The following is a 3570-nucleotide window of genomic DNA, read 5'->3' as shown; positions in this document are numbered from 1 at the left end:
TGACCAGATCACTTGCTGCCAAATTGGTACCAGATCCCGTATCGGCGTTGAACAAAATAATTAAAATGGATAATACCCTTTATACCGTTACCGGGGTTATTGATGATGTGCCAGACAATTCACACTTTAGTTTCAAGGCTATACGTTCCTTTCCGTCCGATTTCAGATCCGATTGGGGCAGGCAGGAACACTATACCTATATTCTTCTGAAAAAGAATGCAGACGTTAACCGGCTTCGCGCCAAGCTGCCTGCTTTTGTGATAAAATATCTTACTATCAATGCGGTAAATATCCATTTCACATTAGAACTGCAACCCCTAACGGCTATTCATTTACAATCGCACCTGGCATACGAATTAAGCGACAATCACGATATAAAATACACCTACGTGATCTCGATCGTAGGCTTGCTGGTACTCCTTATCGCCCTTATAAATTATATCAATATTACAACAGCCCGCGCCTCCATCCGTTTGCGGGAAGTGGCGGTTAGAAAGATCGTCGGTTCAAACGGAAAAAACCTGGTTGGACTTTTTCTTACTGAATCGTTCATTACCATACTTTGTGCCGCCAGCATCAGCCTGGTACTGGTAATGCTAACCATGCCCCTGTTCAATTATGTTACCGGCAAACAATTATCCATCTGGCAATTCGGTGTAGCACGTACGGTATTGTTCATATTGACATTCTGTCTTATTACCGGTTTTATTGGCGGTTGGTACCCGGCCTTTTTTCTGTCAAAATTCAAAACAATCCCGGCTTTGAAAAACCAGCTGGGCGATGTAAAAGGACAAAGCATCTTCCGCAAATCACTCGTATTATTTCAGTTTGCCATAACGGTGGTGATGATCACTACCTCGCTGATCATTTATTTGCAGTTGAATTTTATGGTGAATACCGATCTTGGGTTCAATAAAAAACAATTACTCACTTTTCATCTCGATTCAAGAATCGTGCGTACCCAGGTAGAAACGCTTCGTTCAGCCTTATTACAAAACCCCATGATAAAAGCCGTTGCTTCGGCAAGCAATCCTATAGGAAATAATAATATTGGCATGACGGATTACAGCGTTGAAAAGAATGGGGTATTTGACGAACATAGTAACCTGGCATATATACTGAATATCGATCCCGATTTTATTCCGGCCATGCAGATCAAATTACTGGAAGGACGTAATTTCTCAAAGCAGATAGCATCCGACACCCAGGCTGTAATGGTGAATGAAGCCTTCGTTAAAAAACAAGGTTGGGCATCTGCTATGGGTAAACGAGTTTCAAGAGGTAAAGATTCAACGGGCAAATTATTTATTGCCAATATCATTGGAGTGGTAAAGGATTTTCATATTTATTCCCTGCAGCACCAGATAGGGCCTATGGTAATGGAACTGCCTGGTCAGGTGTACGACCGGGATAATATCTACGTAAGAATAGATGACCGCAATTCTGCTCCATCCATAAAATATATCGAGAGCACGTTCAGAAAATTCGACGCTGCCTCCCCCTTTGAATATCATTTCCTCGATAAAAATTTTTCCGCGCAATACGAGGCTGAACAAAAACAGGGAAAGGTATTATTAGGGTTTACCATTCTTACCATTGTTATTTCCTGTTTGGGTTTATTTGGGTTAATCACTTTTACGGTTGGAAAACGGGTGAAGGAAATTGGCATCCGCAAAGTATTGGGAGCAAGTGTAAAAAACATGGTTTTACTGCTGACCAAAAGCTTATTACAAGTGGTGCTTATTTCCCTGCTGCTGGCAGTACCGGTATCATGGCTTATATCAAATAAATGGCTCGAAGATTTTGCCTACCGCATTCAATTGCAGTGGTGGATGTTTGCCCTCGCAGGAATTATTTCCCTCCTCATAGCCTTTGCTACGTTAAGTGTGCAGGCAATAAAAGCAGCGTTGGCCAATCCTGTGCAAAGTTTGAGAACAGAATAAAATACTGGGCAGTCAATTCACGCGTTGAGAGCTTTTTAGTTTCGAGGGTGATACAGTAAATAATATAATTTAATTGCCTCAGTCCTGGCCGAAAGGTTGGGACTTATTTTTTATTGATCATGATTCGAAATAATAAACAGTAAGCGCATAAACTGCAGGTATGGGGTAAGATAAAACCCACTGACTTTGCCAATGAGTTTGCGGCGGTTTATAATGCACAGCAATAATAAAAAATAAGTCCCCCCGATACCTCAGGGGGACTCTTCCATTAAAACCACACTTATTCAAAGTGAAACTTCTTTGATGAAATCTTCGTTTGATAATTGCTTAACAACCGTTGACACTTCCTTCAAAGCAAAGGCGCCATCAGGAACCGTGGCAAACGTATGGAACAAAATACAGTATTATCACCTGCCAGCGCACCGTTAAAAGACCGTATTTTTGCTGATGTTAATCATATTTTTTATTACATTTGTCCGCAAGGAAATGGTGTCTTCCTACTTAACCGTTCCAACCAGGAACTGATGGCGCCTACAAATACATAATGGCTTCTGGCCCTATAAAACTATTTGTAGGATGATTAAAAAACTCAACAATCGCTTCGAACATCTCTCTATTGTAAATCACCTGCTTCGCTGGACGTTGCTGACCATCCCGGTTTCTTTTATTGTGGGCTCATTGGTGGCTTTGTTTTTATGGCTGCTTGAAAAAGCTACTGAAATACGCTGGCAGCATGGCTGGCTGTTGTATTTACTCCCGCTTGCCGGCATGCTGATCTATGCGGTGTACAAATACCTCGGTAAAAATGCGGAAGCCGGCAATAACCTCATTATGGAGGAAATTCATGAACCGGGTGGTGGTGTTCCCAGTCGTATGACCCCTTTAGTGCTGGGCACTACTATTATCACGCATTTATTTGGTGGGTCTGCAGGACGGGAAGGGACTGCCGTACAAATGGGCGGCAGTATGGCTGCGCTGTTGGGCCGCTGGTTCAAATTAAATCAGCAAGACCTAAGCATTCTGTTAATGTGCGGTATATCGGCAGGCTTTGGCGCCGTGTTTGGCACCCCGGTTACAGGAGCGTTGTTTGCATTGGAAGTGCTTACTATTGGCCGCATAAATTACAAGGCCCTCCTGCCCTGCTTTATGGCCAGTGTGCTGGCCGATTTTACCTGTTCGGCCTATGGCATTCATCACACCGCTTATCACATCACTTTCAAATCAGTTGCCGCCAGCAATATATCCTTTTTGCATTTTGATTATTTACTCCTGGCAAAAGTGATCCTCGCGGGGCTATTCTTCGGACTGGCAGGTTATTTTTTTTCTGAATTATCCCATACGATCAAAAACTACAGCAATCGCTTTATAAAGATCAAATGGCTGATCCCGGTAATTGGTGGTATTATTATAATCGGTCTAACATTCGCGTTGGGCACCAGGGATTATCTCGGGTTGGGTGTTACCAATCCCGATCCCCATGGCGTTTCTATTTCTATTGTATCCGCATTCACGTCCGGTGGCGCCACCTGGTTTAGCTGGTTTTGGAAAATATTATTCACAGCTATCACGCTTGGGATGGGTTTTAAAGGCGGAGAAGTAACACCGCTGTTCTTTATCGGCGCTACAT

The 3570-nt window shown here is 42.9% G+C and carries 2 protein-coding genes and 1 riboswitch; both genes read left to right on the top strand.

The genetic code is table 11. The features are described from left to right. Window positions 1-1943, top strand: a 1943-nt coding sequence (locus tag ACJ751_RS17455) for an FtsX-like permease family protein (protein ID WP_407746805.1), incomplete at its 5' end; no start/stop codon positions are given. Between the two features lie 473 nt (window positions 1944-2416). Next, window positions 2417-2484: riboswitch (Fluoride riboswitch) on the top strand. A 35-nt stretch (window positions 2485-2519) separates the two neighbouring features. After that, the coding region (locus ACJ751_RS17450) for a chloride channel protein (protein WP_407746804.1) at window positions 2520-3570 on the top strand (1051 nt) is incomplete at its 3' end.

Origin of the sequence: Niastella sp. (assembly GCF_045805085.1) — a bacterium.
In the GTDB taxonomy this organism is placed as follows: Bacteria; Bacteroidota; Bacteroidia; order Chitinophagales; family Chitinophagaceae; genus Niastella.
Note: the sequence above shows the minus strand (reverse complement) of the source record. Positions and strands in the feature narration are given on the sequence as shown.